Source organism: uncultured Mailhella sp. (assembly GCF_944324615.1).
Lineage (GTDB): Bacteria > Desulfobacterota > Desulfovibrionia > Desulfovibrionales > Desulfovibrionaceae > Mailhella.
Genome location: NZ_CALUWY010000001.1, coordinates 92,969 through 109,862, shown reverse-complemented (window position 1 = coordinate 109,862; position 16,894 = coordinate 92,969). Strand labels below are relative to the sequence as shown.

At 61.4% G+C, this 16,894-nt stretch carries 12 protein-coding genes and 1 riboswitch; of the genes, 9 read left to right on the top strand and 3 right to left on the bottom strand.

Translation table 11 applies throughout. The features are described from left to right. The first annotated feature begins 163 nt into the window (after positions 1-163). The 4 genes from Q0K07_RS00435 (at position 164) to Q0K07_RS00420 (ending at position 4,941) form a co-directional block, all read left to right on the top strand. Entirely contained in the window at positions 164-2,164 is a 2,001-nt protein-coding gene (locus Q0K07_RS00435; protein WP_294554920.1) for an FAD-dependent oxidoreductase, read from the top strand. A gap of 344 nt (positions 2,165-2,508) precedes the next feature. Continuing rightward, the gene (locus Q0K07_RS00430; RefSeq protein WP_294554916.1) at positions 2,509-3,372 is read left to right on the top strand and encodes a VIT1/CCC1 transporter family protein; all 864 of its coding nucleotides are present in this window, start codon (positions 2,509-2,511) and stop codon (positions 3,370-3,372) included. Between the two features lie 598 nt (positions 3,373-3,970). After that, positions 3,971-4,237 (top strand): BTB/POZ domain-containing protein KCTD2, encoded by a 267-nt coding sequence (locus tag Q0K07_RS00425; protein WP_294554913.1) that lies wholly within the window; start codon positions 3,971-3,973, stop codon positions 4,235-4,237. A 131-nt stretch (positions 4,238-4,368) separates the two neighbouring features. Beyond that, positions 4,369-4,941 (top strand): helix-turn-helix domain-containing protein, encoded by a 573-nt coding sequence (locus Q0K07_RS00420; RefSeq protein WP_294554910.1) that lies wholly within the window; start codon positions 4,369-4,371, stop codon positions 4,939-4,941. Between the two features lie 221 nt (positions 4,942-5,162). Here the strand turns inward: Q0K07_RS00420 and Q0K07_RS00415 are convergent, their stop codons facing one another. Next, positions 5,163-6,380, bottom strand: a complete 1,218-nt coding sequence (locus Q0K07_RS00415; protein ID WP_294554907.1) for a BPL-N domain-containing protein — start codon at positions 6,378-6,380, stop codon at positions 5,163-5,165. Between the two features lie 180 nt (positions 6,381-6,560). Here Q0K07_RS00415 and Q0K07_RS00410 point away from each other — a divergent pair, with 180 nt between their 5' ends. Then, the gene (locus Q0K07_RS00410) at positions 6,561-9,212 is read left to right on the top strand and encodes a valine--tRNA ligase (RefSeq protein ID WP_294554904.1); all 2,652 of its coding nucleotides are present in this window, start codon (positions 6,561-6,563) and stop codon (positions 9,210-9,212) included. A gap of 296 nt (positions 9,213-9,508) precedes the next feature. On the opposite strand, the gene Q0K07_RS00405 is transcribed toward Q0K07_RS00410, so the two are convergent. Continuing rightward, a complete protein-coding gene (locus Q0K07_RS00405; protein ID WP_294554900.1) occupies positions 9,509-10,852 on the bottom strand; it encodes a sodium:alanine symporter family protein in 1,344 nt (447 codons plus the stop codon). Positions 10,853-10,987: 135 nt separating this feature from the next. Beyond that, positions 10,988-11,073, bottom strand: a riboswitch (glycine riboswitch). Between the two features lie 473 nt (positions 11,074-11,546). On the opposite strand from Q0K07_RS00405, the gene Q0K07_RS00400 reads away from it, so the two are divergent. Then, positions 11,547-12,065 (top strand): rhodanese family protein, encoded by a 519-nt coding sequence (locus Q0K07_RS00400; protein ID WP_294554897.1) that lies wholly within the window; start codon positions 11,547-11,549, stop codon positions 12,063-12,065. Positions 12,066-12,157: 92 nt separating this feature from the next. On the opposite strand, the gene metK is transcribed toward Q0K07_RS00400, so the two are convergent. Continuing rightward, a complete protein-coding gene (metK, locus tag Q0K07_RS00395; RefSeq protein ID WP_294554895.1) occupies positions 12,158-13,333 on the bottom strand; it encodes a methionine adenosyltransferase in 1,176 nt (391 codons plus the stop codon). Positions 13,334-13,600: 267 nt separating this feature from the next. Between metK and Q0K07_RS00390 the strand changes: the two genes are divergently transcribed. From Q0K07_RS00390 to ispH, 3 genes are all read left to right on the top strand, one after another. Further along, entirely contained in the window at positions 13,601-14,182 is a 582-nt protein-coding gene (locus tag Q0K07_RS00390; RefSeq protein WP_294554892.1) for a hypothetical protein, read from the top strand. A 175-nt stretch (positions 14,183-14,357) separates the two neighbouring features. Continuing rightward, the gene (gene murJ / locus Q0K07_RS00385) at positions 14,358-15,938 is read left to right on the top strand and encodes a murein biosynthesis integral membrane protein MurJ (protein WP_294554889.1); all 1,581 of its coding nucleotides are present in this window, start codon (positions 14,358-14,360) and stop codon (positions 15,936-15,938) included. Positions 15,939-15,950: 12 nt separating this feature from the next. Next, complete coding sequence (gene ispH / locus Q0K07_RS00380; protein WP_294554886.1) at positions 15,951-16,811, top strand: 4-hydroxy-3-methylbut-2-enyl diphosphate reductase; 861 nt, start codon at positions 15,951-15,953, stop codon at positions 16,809-16,811. The last annotated feature ends 83 nt before the right edge of the window (positions 16,812-16,894 follow it).

The following is a 16,894-nucleotide window of genomic DNA, read 5'->3' as shown; positions in this document are numbered from 1 at the left end:
CCCTGCTCCTTGTGCATGAAGCCCTCAAAGGGGGTAAAACAACATTGCGTATCAAATAATTTTTTATACCACTATCATCCTGTGGTCAATAGATGGCGGAAGGGGAAGCTCGTATAAGGATGATACAAGCTGATCTTGAACGCACTATCCGAGGAGGAATCCCATGTCCAAGCCGCTGTATCTGGAAAAGTATCCCCACCTGTTTCAGCCTCTGACCGTAGGCAAAAAGAAACTTGTCTATAAGAACCGCATCATGGTCGGTCCCATGCAGGTTTCCGGAGCCTATTCCACCGATGCCAACGGCACCATCAACGATTATGGCGTGGACTATTACACGGATCTTGCCCGCGGCGGTTTCGCCTCCTGCGCCGTTCCCGTGGAAGTGCCGAGCCACAGCGCTCACTTCGGCACCATCCGCCTGGACGAAAAGTCCAAGGGCTTCACGTTCATGCACATCCTTCAGCGTTCCGTTCACGCCTTCGGCATGAACACGGCCTGCGAAATCTATCATCCCGGCATCTGCGCTCTGGCGGGCACCTGCGACCTCATGGGTCCGAGTTCCTTCATGTACAACGGGCGCATGGTGCGTGAAATGACGGAACAGGACATGGAAGACGTGGCGCAGATGTACGTCACCGCCGCGGCCGACGCGAAGAGGGCCGGGTTCGACGCCATCATGCTGCATTACGGCCACGGCTGGCTCATGAACAACTTCCTCTCCCCGCTGAGCAACCATCGTACCGACGCCTACGGCGGCTCGGTGGAGAACCGCGTGCGCTTCCCGCTCATGGTCATCAAGCGCATCCGTGAGGTTGTGGGCGACTCCATGGTCATAGAAATCCGCATGAACGGCAACGACAGAGCCGAAGGCGGCATCACCCCCGAAGACGCGGCGCAGCAGGCCCTCATCATGGAAGAATATGTGGATATGTTCCATGTTTCCTGCGGCACCAGACTCGATGCCCATGCCCGTCCGAAGATGCACCCGACCTGCTTCGTCACCCCCGGCCACAACGTGGACGGCTCCGTGGCCCTCAAGAAGGCCGGCGTGAAGAAGCCCGTGGGCGTCATCGGTTCCGTGCATTATCCCGACCTTGCGGAAAGCATTCTGGCCGAAGGCAAGGCCGACTACATCCTCATGGCCCGTCAGGCCATCGCCGATCCCGAATGGGTGAACAAGGTGCGTGCCGGCCGTGAAAAGGACATCCGCCCCTGCATTCACTGCGACTTCTGCGTGGACGGCGGCCGCCGCAATGCCCTCACCACGGAAGTGACCATTCTGAACGACGCCACCTTCGACAACCGCTGCTCCGTGAACCCCCTGGTGGGCCAGGGCAGCGCCCGCGTGCGCGCCTTCCGCTTCAACGGCCGCAAGCGCGTTGCCGTCATCGGCGGCGGTATTGCCGGCATGCAGGCCGCCATTTCCGCGGCCGACAAGGGCCACGACGTGACCTTGTTTGAAAAGCGCGCCTTCCTCGGCGGTCAGACGGCCATTTACCCCGAACACCTCTGGTTCAAGAAGGAAATTCTGGCTCTGCGCGAATACTTCATCCATCAGGTGCGCCAGCGTCAGGGCATCAAGATTCTTCTGGAATCCGAAGTCACGGCAAGCATGATCTCCGAAGCCAACTACGACGCCGTCATCGTGGCCGTGGGTGCGGAACAGGCCGTTCCGCCCATTCCGGGCATTGACGGGAAGAACGTGGTCATGGCCTGGGACGTGTTCAGCAACGAAGACAAGATGGGCGAGAACATCGTCGTTGTGGGCGGCGGTTCCGTGGGCTGCGAACTGGGTATTTCCCTTGCGGAAAAGGGCAAGAAGGTCACCATTCTGGAAATGGGCCACTTCTTCGCTCCCAAGTCGGAAATCGCCGAACGCATGAGCCTTGAGGAACACATGATCAAGAACGGCGTGCAGGTGCATGTGGACTGCCTGTGCACGGAAATCACCCCCGAAGGCGTGGCCGGAAAGGACAAGGACGGCAACAATGTCTTCTTCAAGGCCGACACCGTGATCATTTCCGCAGGTTCCCGTCCTCTGGCGGAACTGCGCGATTCCTTCCAGGGCACCGCGTTCGATGTGATCAACGCCGGCGACTGCATGGGCCCGGCCAATATCCGCAACGCCACCGACACCGGCTGGTGCGCGGGCAACGTCATCTGACGGGAGAGCTCCGGCCCGGCGCGGTGGAACGCCGGCGGGCGGAAACGGGAGCCTTCCGACGCCTGAATCCGCAGCCCCGGCCGGAGAAGAGACGGACGGCGCGTCCGCATGAGCCGGAAAGGTTCCGGGACGCGCCGTACGAAATGCCATAAGAGAAGAAGGGGGAGCAGCTGCTCCCCCTTCTTTTTGTCGTATCCGGCATGGCCGGGGAAAGCGGCAGAAGGCCGCCGCACAGGGTTTTGGGGGGAGATACCGGCAGAGGGGCCTTCCGTTTCACGGTTGCCAGCCGGGAGAGCTTGGCGTATCCCCCTGAAAAAGGCGCAACAGGCGCCGGGGGAGATGATATGAGAGAGAGCACGCTGCGCCTGCTGGAAGAGATGCAGGCCAATGAAAAGACGGACAGTGAAATCTACACTATTCTTGCGGGACGCGCAGGCGGTGAAAACGGCGAGGTTCTGCGCCGCATGGCCGCCGATGAGGAGCGGCATTGCGAGGTATGGGGCCGCTACACCGGAAAGAAGGCGGAGGCAAAGCGCCTGAAGGTGCTGTTCTACTGCGTGATGAGCTGGATTTTCGGCCTCACCTTTGTCATCAATCTGCTGGAATCCGGGGAGGATCACGCAGGAAAGCGCTATGCCGGGCTTATTGAGGACGTGCCGGAGGCGCAGGGCATCATGGAGGAGGAAGAGCGCCACGAGCGGCGTCTTGCCGAAATGGTGGATGAGGAAAGGCTGAAGTACATAGGCAGCATGGTGCTGGGCCTCAACGACGCTCTGGTGGAGCTTACCGGGGCCCTGGCGGGCTTCACGCTGGCCCTCGGCAGCAACGACACGGTGGGGCTTGCGGGCTTCATCACCGGCGTATCGGCCACCTTGTCCATGGCGGCTTCGGAATACCTTGCCAAAAAGGCGGAGCCCGGGGAAAAGCATCCCTTCAAGGCCTCCGTATATACGGGCATTGCCTATATGATCACGGTGGCGCTGCTGCTTCTGCCCTATGTGATCTTTTCCTCGCCCTATGCGGCGCTGGTCTGCTGTCTGTTCAACGCGGCCTGCATCATCTGCCTGTTCACCTTCTTCGTTTCCGTGGTGCGGCGTGAGAGCTTCCGCCCGCAGTTCGTGGAAATGCTCACCATCAGCTTCGGCGTGGCGGCCGTTTCCTTCTTCATCGGCTGGGCGGCCAAGACCTGGATGGGCATAGAGATGTAATCTTCCGCCCGCGCCGTCTTTCCGTGACGGGGGCGGCGCGGGCACAGGGCGCGTTTTTCCGGCAGGCTGATGCCCCGCCGGGAAAACGCGGAAATAAGGGCGCAGACGCCGGCAGACGGCGTCTGCGCTTTTTTTTGTCCGCGTGCAGGCAAAGGGCCGGGGCGCAGGTCCGGGGCCTGCCCGCCCCCGGGATACGCACGGAGCAGGGCGGCATGAAAGGCGCCGGAACCACGGAAAGGCGGGGCAAAGGCTCCGCCTTTTAGGTATGCGCCGCCATGAAAACGGATTGGCAACCTGCCGTTTCCCGCAACCAGAGGTTGCCAAAAGGGGGTGGCAGGGGAAAATATCTTATGCTAATTATCTGAAATCATGAAGATGCACCTGATGGTTGCCGGAAAGGAAACTTCCGGTTGGTGGAGAATGCTTCCCGATGGCGTTAATTTCTGGCCGTCATTCGGCGGCCCGGCGCCACGGGGCTTTTCCCGCGACTTCATGGGAAGGGTGTTTTCCTTCCATGGCGGCCTGTCAGATGACGGGCCGGACAGGTCGGCCTGCCGCTCAAACCTGGCAGTGTGCCATAAAACCACAGGAGTTCCTTATGAACAGGAAAATGTTGGCTTCGTGCGCGGCCCTGGCCCTTGTCCTCGGTTTTTCTTCCCTGGCCGAGGCCGGATGCAGCCCGGAAGAAGCCCAGCAGAAGGCCCTTGCCTTCTCCCAGGTCATTCAGGAAGAATCACAGAAGAATCCTGAGAATTATGCGAAGGTCATGCAGGAGCTGCAGCCCGAACTTCTTCAGCTTCAGCAGAAGCAGGATATCGACGCCCTGTGCGTTTTTTATGACAAGGCCATGGAACGCTTCAAATAGCGTGCACAAGTCATGATGATGGCGGCCCGGCGCGCCGTGCCGGTCCCCCGGCGCGCGGCCGCCCGTGCCTGAAATGCCCGGGCGGCTTTCTGCCGCCTTCACCCGGAAATGCGGTCAGCCCACGGAATCTCATGAGGAAAGATCTCCAGCTATACGGAAAAATACAGGCCAGGCGCAAGGCCCTGGGGATGTCGCAGGAAGAACTCGCCCAGCGCATGGGAGTTTCCCGGCAGTCCGTCACGAAATGGGAAACCGGCCTTTCCGCTCCCGATCTCGACCGCCTGGTGGAGCTGGCCGATACCCTGGGCGTGAGCCTTGATTTTCTGCTGCGGGATCAGGTCGACGCGCCCGACGTGTCCGTTCCCTGCGGGGAACAGGGGGACGTGCCGCCTGCGGAGACACCCGCAGAGGAACGAAGCGAAAAGGAAGCCCTGCCTTCCTCTTCCATGAGCACGGCCGCCCGTCATATCGCTCTGGCCGCCGGAGTGCTTGTTTTTCTTGTGGGCGCGGGCGGTCTTCTGACCATGTGGATTTATTCCGAACTTTTTCCCGTGCAGCTTGTGGACGGCAGGGGCGGCGTACACACCGGTCTCTGGGGCTATGTGCTTGCGCGGGATGTGGAGGCACTTTTCTGGGCGGCGCTTGCGGCCATGGCCGCAGGAGCGGCGCTTCTCGGCGTGACGCTGAGGAAAGGAAAGGGTTGACATGCCGCGGCTCTGCCGCGCACGGCTTTTCCCCCGTTTCGTGCCGCAGCTTCGGCGCGAGGGGCCATGCGGCACGCCGGACGTGCCGTTTTTTTTTGCCGGATGCCCTTTCAAGGCTCCGGCCCTCTGCCGGAATATCAGGCGGCATCAGGCCTGCCGGGAAGGCATGGCTGCATCATGCCGTGCGCGTTTTTCTGCGGACGGCCCGGAAGGGTTCCGGTTCACACCAGCTCTTCCAGCATGTCCAGAAGCTGTTCGCAAAGTCCTCCGCCGAACATGGGCGAGCCGAACAGCGCCCGCCGCTGATCCACCAGAAGCTCGCGCGGGAGCATGCCCGGCGCGGAATCGGCCAGTGTGTCGGCCAGGCGGCGCGCCAGAAGCCAGCTCCTTGCTCCCTGCGAAAAGAGGGAAAAGGCCTGTTCAAAGTCATGGCGCCTTTCCTTCCACAGCCGGAGACGGCGCGCGTCAGGCGGAAGGCTGAGGGTGGTGGAAAGGGCGGCGTTCAGGCTGTTGAACTGCGCCCCGGGCACGCCGGAGCGCCAGCCGAGAAGCCAGCTGTTGCGCGGAAAGAGCAGTCCCAGCTCCCTGGCCAGGGCAATGAGGCCCTTCAGGGCGGTGTTTGCGCAAAGCAGGGTATTATCTTCCCACAGCACGGGCAGGGCATCGAAATTCAGCGCAGGCAGGGCATTCATGGCAAGGGAAGATCCGCACCAGGTGCGGAGAATGTGCAGGAACCATGAACCGGCCTGTTCCGAACCGGGGAAATCGGCCGGCGTTTCCAGGTGGCTGTAGCTCAGAAGCCAGCTTCCCCGGCCGAAGGTTCCGGCCACGGCGCAGGGGCGCCCGTCCAGCAGCGAAGGCCGCAGCGTGACGCCGTACATGGCGTTCCATTCCGCGAGAATGTCGGCGGGCATGGAGGCGTAGGGCATGTCGGCCACATAGAGGTCGGGGCCGGGGGCGCGGTAGCGCGCAAGCACTTCCACGGCATCGTTTTTTTCCGGTTCGTTGAAGCGGCCCGGCCACCATACGGGCAGAAGCGCTGTTTTTCCGGCAAGTTCCGGCGGGATGAGTGCGCTTTCCGAGGAAAGGGAGCAGGAAAAATGCCCGGAAACGAGATGCTGCAGGCGGTCGGTCATGCCGTCGCGGTTCCAGGGGCAGAGCCCCAGGTTGCCCGCAAGAGCCAGGCCCGCGCCGCCGCAGAAACCGACATAGCGCCCGCCGTTTCGCACGAAGCGCCGGACCTCTTCCGCACCCGCTGAGCCGAGGGCTTCGGCCTTGCGCCGCGCAGAACCTCCGGGCACCATGAGCATCTTGCCAGACAGTCCGGTCTGGGCTATGTCTAACCCTTTGAGTACACGGAAGGGAATGCCCGTCGAACGAACGGCGTGCAGCAGCAGATATCCCCAGATGTGGGAAGCGTCCCAGAGTATGGCGATCATGTTTCCCTCCGTGTCTATGCATACGCATAAGCCGCCCGTTCGGCAAGGGAAGGAGGCGGAAGGGGCATGACGGCATGCCCGGCCGCAGAGGACTCCGCAGCAGGCGGAGCGAGGCGGCCCTTTCCGCACGAACACGCATTTCTTATCGAGCGGCGAATTGTCAAACACTGGAGCCTTTCAATGCTGTCCAAAGCCTATGAACCGCAGGAAGTGGAAGCTCACTGGCGCAAACACTGGGAAGAAGCCAGAACCTTCACTCCCGACATGTCCGCCCCCGGCGACCCTTATTCCATCGTCATTCCTCCGCCCAACGTCACGGGCATTCTGCACATCGGCCATGCCCTGAACCAGACCCTTCAGGACATACTCTGCCGTCATGCCCGCCAGAAGGGTAAAAACGTCCTGTGGATTCCCGGCACCGACCATGCGGGCATCGCCACGCAGAACGTGGTGGAACGCGCCCTTGCCAAGGAAGGCAAGAAGCGCCACGACGTGGGCCGCGAAGCCTTCATTGAACGCGTGTGGGAATGGAAGAAGCAGTACGGCGGGCAGATCCTTGAACAGATCAAGGAACTCGGTTCCTCCGTGGACTGGACGCGCGAAGCCTTCACCATGGACGACAACCTGGCCCGCGCCGTGCGCAAGGTGTTCGTGCAGCTCTACAAGGAAGGGCTCATCTACAAGGGCAAGTACATCGTCAATTGGTGCCCGCGCTGCCATACCGCCCTTGCCGACGACGAAGTGGACCATGTGGATTCCAAGGGTTCGCTCTGGCATGTGCGCTATGACTTTGCCGACGGTTCCGGTTCCGTGACCATCGCCACCACCCGCCCCGAAACCATTCTGGGCGACTCCGCCGTGTGCGTGCACCCCGAGGATGAGCGCTACGCCGCCCTGGTGGGCAAGAAGCTCATCGTGCCCGTGGTGAACCGCGAAGTGCCCCTCATTGCCGACCGCTATGTGGACCGGGAATTCGGTACGGGCTGCCTCAAGGTCACGCCCTGCCACGATCCCAACGACTGGAATCTCGGCCATACCCACAACCTGGAATTCATTCAGGTCATCGACGACAACGGCAACATGTGCATGAGCGATGTGTGCGGCCGTTATGCGGGAATGAGCCGCGAGGAATGCCGCAAGGCCATCGTGGAAGAGCTGCGTGAAAACGGGCACCTCGTGAAGGAAGAGCCGCTTTCCCACAGCGTGGGCTGCTGCTACCGCTGCAAGACGGTCATCGAACCCTATGTGTCCGATCAGTGGTTCGTGGCCATCAGCAAGATGGCTCCTGCCGCCCGTGCCGCCGTGCCGGACAAGATCAAGATCTATCCCGAAAGCTGGACCAAGACCTACTACAACTGGCTGGACAATATCCGCGACTGGTGCATCAGCCGTCAGATCTGGTGGGGCCACCGCATTCCCGCCTGGACGTGCGCCGACTGCGGCGAGCTCATCGTGTCCGAGGAAGATCCGACGAAGTGCCCCAGGTGCGGAAGCACGAAGCTGGAACAGGACCCCGACGTTCTGGACACCTGGTTCTCTTCCGCCCTGTGGCCTTTCTCCACCATGGGCTGGCCCGAACAGACCGAAACGCTGAAGAAGTACTATCCCACCACCGTGCTGGTGACGGCCTTCGACATCCTGTTCTTCTGGGTGGCCCGCATGATCATGATGGGTCAGCACTTCATGGGCGAGGTTCCCTTCCGCGAAGTGTACATCCATGCCCTGGTGCGCGACGCGCAGGGCCGCAAGATGTCCAAGTCCCTGGGCAACGGCATCAACCCGCAGGACATGATCCGCAAGTACGGCGCGGACTCCCTGCGCTTCACCCTGGCCGCCTTTGCCGCCATGGGTCGCGATATCCGCATGTCGGAAGAGCGCATCGAAGGCTACCGCCATTTTGTGAACAAGGTGTGGAACGCCTCGCGCTTTGCCCTCATGAACCTTCCTGAACAGGGCGAACCCAGGGCCGTGGATCTTGGCGCGGTGAAGGGGCTGCACCACAAGTGGATTCTTACCCGCCTTGAGGAAATCAAGGTGGAAGAGGACGCCGCTCTGGAAAGCTACCGCTTCAACGACGCTGCCCAGTGCGTGTACAAGTTCCTGTGGAACGAGTTCTGTGACTGGTATCTGGAACTCATCAAGGCCGACATGAAGGAAGAAGGCCCTGCCAGGGAAGAAGCTCAGTATGTGCTTTACACCGTACTGCGCGAAACGCTCCTTCTGCTGCACCCCATGATTCCCTTCGTCACCGCCGAAGTGTGGGATTCTCTGCCCGGCCATGAAGGAACGGACATCGCCACGGAACTCTACCCCGCGGCGCGTCCCGAATGCGTGAAGCGCGCCGATGCGGACGCCATGATCTTCCTGCAGGAAGCCATCAGCGCCATACGCACCATTCGTGCCGAGCTGAACATCAAGCCTTCCTACAAGCTTTCCGTGGTGCTGCGCCCGGCAAGCGCCGAGCAGGCCGCTCTGCTGGAAGCCAACCGCGGCTTCTTTGAACTGGCCCGTCTGGAAAAGCTCACCATCGACCAGAGCGCTCACGCGCCCAAGGCTTCGGCCAGCAACGTGGTGCGCGGCTGCGAAGTCATCGTGCTGCTCACGGGCGCGGTGGACTTCCAGGCCGAACTGGCCCGTCTGGAAAAGGAAATCGGCAAGGTGGACAAGGATCTTGTGGCCCTCGACGGCAAGCTTTCCAACGAAAACTTCGTCAAGCGCGCTCCTGCGGAGCTTGTGGAATCCGAAAAGGCCCGTCAGGCGGAGCTCATCGACAAGAAAGCCAAGATGCAGGCCCTTCAGGTCCGCTTCAAGGAAGCCATGGAACAGGATTAATCCGTATTCCGGCTAAAAGTCACGCGGCCTTCGTCCTCTGCGGCGAAGGCCGCGTTTTTGTATGGCGCGACATGCTTTCCCCGCCCCCTGCTTACGCACCGGGAACATGCAGGAGAATTTCCCGTAAAAGGGCGTGAATGCCCCTGCGCCTTTGCGGAGAAACCGAGAAGCAGAGAAGACAGGCCCGCCTTCCTTTCCGATATGCCCGGCCGGAAGGCGGGCAGAGACAGGAAAGGGCCGCCGCTTCCTGGCGGAGCGGCGGCCCTTTATGAATGGACGGGACGGGGCAGGAGCGCCTACTTTCTGCTCCTGGCTATGGCCACCACCACACCGGAGAGAGCCAGCAGGCCGACGAGGTTGGGCAGGACCATGAGCCCGTTGAACATGTCGGACATGTTCCACACGAGGTTCACCTTGAGGCCGGAACCGAGCACGATGAAGAGCACCACAATGGCGGAATAGATCTTCACATACTTTGCGCCGAAGAGGGCCTTCACGTTGGCCTCGCCGAAGAAATACCAGCCGATGATGGTGGAAAAGGCGAAGAAGAACAGGCAGATGGCGATGTAGATATTGCCGAGGGAACCGAATACGGTGTCAAAGGCTATCTGGGCCAGTTCCGTGCCGGTGCTGCCGGAGTTCCACACGCCGGTGATGACGATGACAAGCGCCGTGCAGGTGAGCACCACGAAGGTGTCGATGAACACGCCCATCATGGCCATCATGCCCTGATCGTCGGGGTGGGCCACCTTGGCAAGAGCATGGGCATGGGGCGTGGAACCCATACCGGCTTCGTTGGAGAAGAGGCCGCGGGCCACGCCGTAGCGCATGGCTTCGCGCACGGTGATGCCGAGTGCGCCGCCGCCGGCGGACTGAGGATCGAAGGCCATGACGAAAATGGTCTTGAAGGCGCCGGGCAGGGCGGAAATGTTGGCGAAGATGATGATGAGGCAGCCGCCGACGTACAGAAGCGCCATGAGAGGCACGAGCTTTTCCATGACCCAGGCAATGCGCTTTGCGCCGCCGAGGAAGATGGCGGCGGAAATGAGCGCCACAATGATGCCCACGAGCACGGGGGAAACTCCGAAGGCGGTGCCGAAGGCCGCGCCTATGGAGTTGGACTGCACCATGTTGCCCATGAAGCCGAGGGCGAGGATGATGGCCACGGAGAAGAAGGCGGCAAGGGCCCGGCCGAAGGATCCGGTGAAGGCTGCGCGGATATAGTAGGCCGGTCCGCCGACGGTTTCGCCGCGCTCGTTGGTGCTCTTGTACTTCTGGGCCAGCACGGCTTCGGCATAGTTGGTGGCCATGCCGAAGAAGGCGCTGAGCCACATCCAGAAAATGGCGCCCGGGCCGCCTGCGGCGATGGCCGTGGCCGCGCCCGCAATGTTGCCCGTGCCCACCTGCGCGGCCACGGCGGTGGCCAGCGCCTGGAAGGAGCTCATGCCGGTATGGTCGGCGCTTTCGCCGTTCAGGGAAATATTGCTGAACAGACGGCGGAAGGCGAGGGGAAATTTACGAAGCTGGATGAAACGCAGGCGGATGGTATAAAAAATGCCCGTGCCGCAGAGCAGAAAGAGAAGGAGCCAGCCCCAGAGCACGCTGTTGACCGCATCCACTACCTGAGCGATGAATTCCATGGCACATGTCCTTCGGGCGGCAGTTCCTTCACGTTTTCGCCGCCCCGTTTCAGGGTAAAAAAAAGAGCAAATCCACATGATTTGCTCCAGAGAAAACGCTTAGGGATACGGCTGCAGGTTGCGCCCGACGGCAAGATCCTAAGCTCTGTCCTTTGGCCTGAGAGTTTCGGCTTTCGCCTTGCACCTTCGGCACCCAAACGGGATTCTCCAGAGCTCCCTCCGCTGCTAGTCGGCCTTGCGGCCTTCAAACAGTTTCTGCGGGAATGCTTCCGTAAGGAAGCGGGATGGAATCTAGTACGCTTTTGCCGGAATTGTCAATCCGCCTCTGCAGCATTTCCGCAACACTTCGGAATGGCTGCATAATATCTGTGTGGCGTTGTACAATGATGGCACAGAAAAGGCATGTCTTCCCCTCTGGAAGAGGGCGTTTTGTAAGGAAACAGCACTTTTTTCGCAAAGGAAGGCGGCTGAGGGCGGAACATGCGAAGTGGTCTGCTCTGCCCGCCCGCTGTTCCGGCGGGCGGAATGCGGCCGAAAGGTTCCGGAGTCTTTTGCGTGTATGGCGGGCTTTTTTTCGCACAGGGAGAAGCCTTTCTCAGCAAAAGGGGGGCGCACGCAGAAGGAAAATACGGGCTGCTCCCTTGCGCGTTTTGTGTTTTCCTGCCAGAGTCGGGGCAAAACAGGAGGATATGCCATGCTGCCCGTCATTTCTCCGCGCAAGGCCTTCGATATGCTGCAGAACGGGGAAGCCCGTCTTGTCGATGTCAGAGAAACTTCGGAATACGCCGAAACCTTTATTCCCGGGGCGCGCCTCGTGCCGCTGTCCATTGCGGAAGTGTATCCGCTCAAGGATGCCGACGCGCCGGAAAAACCTGTTGTCTTCTTCTGCCGTTCCGGCAACCGCACGGAAAAGAACGCCGATCTGCTCTCCCGTCTTGCCGGGGATACGCAGGCCTGGCAGATGGAAGGCGGCCTTTCCGGCTGGAAGAAGGAAGGCCTGCCTACCGAGGCGGGCCGCGCACAGTTCCCGCTTTTCCGCCAGATACAGATAGGCGCGGGCTCTCTGGTGCTGCTCGGTCTTCTGGGCGGCCTTGTCTGGACGCCCATGCTCTGGCTTTCCGCCTTTGTGGGCGCGGGGCTGGTGTTTGCCGGAGTCACCGGCTTCTGCGGCCTCGGCCTGCTTCTGGCACGCATGCCGTGGAATAAGCGCTGAGTTTTTGGGAGATCCCGCCGGCGGGATGCTCCGAAGCGCAAAAAAAGGGAAGGCGTTGCGCCTTCCCCTTTTTTCATCTCATGTGCGAAGCGTCAGATCTTCGCGGCGGTGAGCAGGTCGGCCACGGCGTCGCGCTTTTCCCAGGCAAATTCGGGAAGTTCGCGGCCGAAGTGGCCGTAGCAGGAAGTCTTGCTGTAGATGGGGCGCTTGAGGTCGAGGCGCTTGCAGATGAAGTAGGGGCGCAGGTCGAACACTTCGCGCACGATGTTCGTCAGCTGTTCATCGGGCAGCTTGCCGGTTTCGAAGGTGTGCACCAGCACGGAAACAGGTTCGGCCACGCCGATGCAGTAGGCAATCTGCACTTCGCAGCGGTCGGCAAGGCCGGCGGCCACGATGTTCTTGGCCACATAGCGGGCCATGTACGCGCCGGAACGGTCCACCTTGGAGGGGTCCTTGCCGGAGAAGGCGCCGCCGCCGTGGTTGCCCATGCCGCCGTAGGTGTCCTGAATGATCTTGCGGCCGGTGAGGCCGCAGTCGCCCATGGGGCCGCCGATGACGAAACGGCCCGTGGTGTTGATGAAGATTTCGCAGTTCTTTTCGTCGAAGTAGCCGGTGGGTTCCAGAATGGGACGGATGACTTCCTTCTTCACGGCCTCCACGATGTCGTCATGGCTGACCTTGGGGGAATGCTGGGTGGAGACCACCACGTTGTTGATGCGCACGGGCTTGCCGTCGACGTACTCGAAGGAAACCTGCGTCTTGCCGTCGGGACGGAAGAAGTCCACGATGCCGTTCTTGCGCACGCGGGAAAGCTGAAGGGAAAGCTGATGCGCCCAGTAGATGGGGGCGGGCATGAGGGTGTCGGTTTCGTTTGAGGCAAAGCCGAACATCATGCCCTGGTCGCCTGCGCCCTGATCCTCGGGATTTTCGCGGATCACGCCCTGGGCGATGTCGGGAGACTGCTTGTCGATGGAGGAGATCACGGCGCAGGTCTGCGCGTCGAAGCCCATGTCGGAGCCGATGTAGCCGATTTCACGGATGGTGCGGCGCACGATGGAGGGCAGGTCGGCATAGCCCTTGGTGGTGATTTCGCCGGCCACAATGGCCATGCCGGTGGTCACCAGCGTTTCGCAGGCCACATGGGAGTCGGGGTCCTGGGCCAGCAGGGCGTCGAGCACGGCATCGGAAATCTGGTCGGCCACCTTGTCGGGATGGCCTTCGGTGACGGATTCGGAGGTGAAAAGGTATCTGCCTTTAGAGGGGATCATGGTCTCTCCTTGAAGTTCACGGTACGCTCGGAGGCTGCGACAGGGGCTGGACGCCTTGAGCTGGGAGCGTCCAGAGAGGCATATCTTTATATCAAGTTATGGTAATATGCCGTTTCGGGGGATACTATACACAGGCCGGTGCAGACTGTCCAGCGCCTTGACGGGATAACAGGGGAAGGCTATCCCTGAAAGAAAAGGAAAACAGAAGGATGGCTCCAGGCACGGGCCGTAGGGTCCTCCTGCTTCAATGCCTGCCGGGAGTTTGTCATGCAGCCGTTCTATCAGGGAAAAATCGACAATTTCTGCGCCATGTACGCGGTGCTCAACGCCCTTCAGGTGCTTTTCAACCTGGGGCCGCTGCAGGCCCGCAGAATTTTCAACCGTGTGCTTCTGGCGCAGTCCGCCGATGCCGGAACGTTCAGCAGGATTCTTGAACACAAGACCGACTATCTGGCGCTGGTGGATTATATGCTCGACGACGTGCGCAGGAATGAATTTCCCGCGCTTTCCGTCCGCGCGCCGTTTCAGGCGGACACTCCCTGTGAAGTGGTGTGGGAAACGCTTCGTTCCTGTGCCAGGCCGCCCATGCCCTTTGTTTCCATTTTCCGTTTTCTCCGCATCGCTCCGCCCTCGGAAAAGCCCTATGTGGATCACTGGACGGTGGGGCACTACATGGACATGGAAGGGCTGCATTTTCTGGACTGCAGCCTGGAGGCGGGCGCGCTTTACTGCCTGCCGTATGCAAAGCTCACCGACGCGTGGCGGCCGCTCAGCCGCGAGTATGTGGTCATTCCGCCCGAAAGCGTGCGCGTACTTTCCCACGCCCGGTCCTTCGGGCTTCCCGTGTAGGCGTATCCGCCCGGGCCTTTCTTTTCCAAGGGGCTCAGGCCGAGTATACGATGCGTGCAAGTTGTGGCATGATGGGTGCATGGGAAGCAGCCCCGTTTTTTTCGGAGCAGCTGAAGTTCCTGCGTCCGGGTCTGTTTCCCGGACTGTGACATATAAAAAAGGTTGACGGCAGAGTATGGCGCTTACCTCACGGCAGAAAATGGGCGCGGCCGCCCTTATCATGGCGTTCAGTGTTCTTGTTTCGCGTTTCATGGGGCTTTTCCGCGACAAGATCATTTCCTGGCAGTTCGGTGCAGGGGGCGAGGCCGACATTTACTTCGCGGCCTTCGTCGTTCCGGACTTTCTGAACTATCTGCTGGCGGGGGGCTATGTTTCCATTACGCTCATTCCGCTGCTTTCCAGGCGTTTTGAAGAGGACGAGGCCGACGGCTGGCGATTCTTCGGCACGGTGTTCTGCTGGGCCACTCTTTCCATAGGCGTGCTTTCGGTGCTGGCGTGGATCGCCGCGCCCGAACTTGCCCCGCTGGTTGCGCCGGGCTTCAATGCCGCCCAGTGCGAACGGCTCTCCTCCTTTCTGCGCATCGTGCTCCCCGCCCAGGTCTTTTTCCTGCCCGGAGCCTGCCTTTCGGCCATACTCTACATCCGTCATCAGTTTGCGGTTCCGGCGCTCATGCCGCTTCTGTACAACGGCTGCATCCTGCTCTTCGGCGTGGGGCTGCCGTATCTTGGCCTTGTGCAGGGCATGGAAGGCTTCTGCTGGGGCGTGCTCGCCGGCGCGGCCGTGGGAGCTTTTCTGCTTCCCCTCGTCACGGTGCGTGCGGGCGGACTCAGCTTCGTGCCCGGCCTTGTGCACCCGCTCATGAAGAAATTCCTGCTCATGGCCCTGCCGCTCATGATAGGGCAGTCCGTGGTGGTGCTCGACGAGCAGTTCGTGCGTATTTTCGGAAGCCTTGCCGGTGAAGGCGCCGTGAGCCTGCTCAACTACGCGCGGCGCATCATGATGGTGCCCGTGGGCGTGGTGGCTCAGGCGGCGGGCGTGGCCTCCTTCCCCTTCCTGGCCTCCCTTGCGGCGCACGGCAACATGGAGGAATTCCGCTCCACCCTCGGCCGCACCATGAGAAACAGCATGATCGTGGCCATTCCCGTGACGGCCTGGATGATTACCGCCTCCGGTCCCGTGCTGGGCTTCATTTTCGAGGGCGGCAGCTTTTCCGTTTCCCATACCGCAGGCGCGGCCCCGCTTCTGCAGATCATGATGCTGGCCGTTCCCTTCTGGCTTCTGCAGCAGGTGACCGGGCGCGCCTTCTATGCCGTGCAGGACACGCTCACCCCCGCCGTGGTGGGTACGGTGGCCACGCTTCTGGCCGTTCCGGGCTATCTGGTGTTCATTCCTCTCATGGGGGCGCGCGGCGTGGCGCTCGTCACCACGGTCTGCGTGGCGGCGTACGCGCTGGTGCTGCTCTTCATTGCCGAAAGGCGCTTTGCCCGGGGAGCCTTTGCCGGAATATGGGGCACGGCGTGGCGCAATGCGCTCATGTCCATGCCCGGATGCGGCATCATGCTTGCCGTGATGCACGACGGCTTCCATCTGCTTTCCGGTCTGCATCCGCTGCTTCAGCAGTTCCTCGTGCTTCTTGTGGGCGGGCTGCTGTTCGTGGGTTCGTGGCTGGTGCTTTCCTGGTTCTTCCACCGCGATTATTTCTATGTGGTGGCTTCCCCCTTCCTGCGGCGCATGCGGCGCGCCGGACAACGCTGACGGAGGACATCCATGAACGTCGTACGCGCAAGCCATGCAGGCTTCTGCATGGGGGTGGCCCTTGCCCTGCACAAGCTCGACACCATAGTGGCGGCACGCCCCGGTGAGCGTGTGGCCACGCTCGGGGAAATCATCCATAATCCGCAGGTGCTGGAAGACTACGCACGCAAGGGCGTGCACTGTCTGCACTCCGTGGAGGAGGCCGAAGCCGACATGTCGGTGCTCATCCGCGCCCACGGCATCACGCGGGACGTGGAGGCGGAACTTCGCAGGCGCTGCGCGCGGGTGGAGGACGCCACCTGCCCCCGGGTGAAGAACGCTCAGCTCGCCATAGCCGAAGCCACGGCTTCGGGGCGGGAACTTCTGCTCTACGGCGAGGCGGAGCATCCCGAAGTACGCGGCCTCATTTCCTATGCAGCCGGGGAAAGCCGCATTTTTTCCTCTCTTGAGGAAATGGAAGCCATGCTGGAAAAAACGCCTCCGGAAGGCAGGGCCGTGGTGCTTGCGGCCCAGACCACGCAGGACAGACTGATTTTCGACGAGATGCACCGCCGCCTCGTGCAGCGTCTGGGTTCCTCTCTTGTGGTGCTCGACACCATCTGCGACGCCACGCGCGAACGCCAGGAGGAAGCCGGTGAGATTGCTGCGCGCGTGCAGGCCATGGTGGTGGCGGGCGGCAAATCCAGCGGCAATACGCGGCGCCTTGCGGAACTTGCCAGAATGCGCGGCGTGCCCACGGTGCTTGTGGAAACGGCCGATGAGCTGAACGCGGCGGATTTTGCCGGTGTGCGCACGGTGGGCCTCACCGCCGGAGCCTCCACCCCCCGGTACATCATCGACGAGGTGGAACGAAGGCTGCGCGACATGGAGTGATCCTTTTTGCGGGAAGCGTTCCCCGGGAAAGGCGACGGGCCTTTTGTCATGGAGGCCTGCGGGAAAGGTGTTTCCTGCGGCGG

Coding starts and splice junctions, on each gene's coding strand:
- metK (WP_294554895.1), bottom strand. CDS start 13,333: ATGATCCCCTCTAAAGGCAGATACCTTTTCACCTCCGAATCCGTCACC.
- Q0K07_RS00420 (WP_294554910.1), top strand. CDS start 4,369: ATGAGGAAAGATCTCCAGCTATACGGAAAAATACAGGCCAGGCGCAAG.
- Q0K07_RS00390 (WP_294554892.1), top strand. CDS start 13,601: ATGCAGCCGTTCTATCAGGGAAAAATCGACAATTTCTGCGCCATGTAC.
- Q0K07_RS00435 (WP_294554920.1), top strand. CDS start 164: ATGTCCAAGCCGCTGTATCTGGAAAAGTATCCCCACCTGTTTCAGCCT.
- Q0K07_RS00430 (WP_294554916.1), top strand. CDS start 2,509: ATGAGAGAGAGCACGCTGCGCCTGCTGGAAGAGATGCAGGCCAATGAA.
- Q0K07_RS00405 (WP_294554900.1), bottom strand. CDS start 10,852: ATGGAATTCATCGCTCAGGTAGTGGATGCGGTCAACAGCGTGCTCTGG.
- Q0K07_RS00425 (WP_294554913.1), top strand. CDS start 3,971: ATGAACAGGAAAATGTTGGCTTCGTGCGCGGCCCTGGCCCTTGTCCTC.
- ispH (WP_294554886.1), top strand. CDS start 15,951: ATGAACGTCGTACGCGCAAGCCATGCAGGCTTCTGCATGGGGGTGGCC.
- Q0K07_RS00415 (WP_294554907.1), bottom strand. CDS start 6,380: ATGATCGCCATACTCTGGGACGCTTCCCACATCTGGGGATATCTGCTG.
- Q0K07_RS00400 (WP_294554897.1), top strand. CDS start 11,547: ATGCTGCCCGTCATTTCTCCGCGCAAGGCCTTCGATATGCTGCAGAAC.
- Q0K07_RS00410 (WP_294554904.1), top strand. CDS start 6,561: ATGCTGTCCAAAGCCTATGAACCGCAGGAAGTGGAAGCTCACTGGCGC.
- murJ (WP_294554889.1), top strand. CDS start 14,358: ATGGCGCTTACCTCACGGCAGAAAATGGGCGCGGCCGCCCTTATCATG.